At 65.2% G+C, this 649-nt stretch carries 1 protein-coding gene; it reads right to left on the bottom strand.

Annotated features, from left to right (window positions below):
- Positions 1 to 556, bottom strand: a 556-nt coding sequence (locus B3T59_RS00095) for a recombinase family protein (protein WP_287001197.1), incomplete at its 3' end; no start/stop codon positions are given.
- Positions 557 to 649: the final 93 nt, after the last annotated feature.

Raw genomic sequence — 649 nt, 5'->3', positions numbered from 1 at the left:
CCGCCGCGGCGTACTCGTCGTCCTGCGAACCGAGGTTGTCGGCGAGATGATGATTCTCGAGGTAACGCATCACGTGCTCCACCACATACGCGTCGGCCGTCTCGATCTTGCGGGCCGCGCAAGAGTGCTCACGACAGATGTACGTGTCGTAGTTGCGGTTACGCTGACGGTTCATCCGTCCACCACACACACCGCACGTCGCGATCCCCGACAACAACCACCGCGGCTCCGATCCGCGCTGGGTGAGTCGGGCCGGATCGGCGAGCAACGCGAGGATCTGCTCGTGCTCCTCGAGCGAGATCAACGGTTCCCAGGTGGCCTTCCCCACAACCTCACCCTTGTGCACCCGCAGACCCGCGTAGGTGGGGGAGTCGATGATCTTGCGCATCGTGACGGAAATCCACGGCGCGACACTGCCGTCGCGTTTCGGGCGCGGCCCCGGGACACCGCGCTCGTTCAACTCCTTGCACAACGCGTACAGCGAATCACCATCCAGGACGCGTTTCACGATCTCCCGCACGATCGGCGCGGTGTCGGGATCCGGTACGCGATCCAAGGACTCACCCGTCACGGGGTCCCGCACAATCATGTAGCCGTACGGCAGCTTTCCGTGAGGCTTCCCCGCGGCGGCGTTCGCCCGCACGGCCCG

It is taken from the genome of Gordonia sp. UBA7860 (assembly GCF_002500165.1).
Classification (GTDB): domain Bacteria; phylum Actinomycetota; class Actinomycetes; order Mycobacteriales; family Mycobacteriaceae; genus Gordonia; species Gordonia sputi.
The sequence above is the reverse complement of the archived record's forward strand: the minus strand, read 5'-3'. Positions and strand labels throughout refer to the sequence as shown.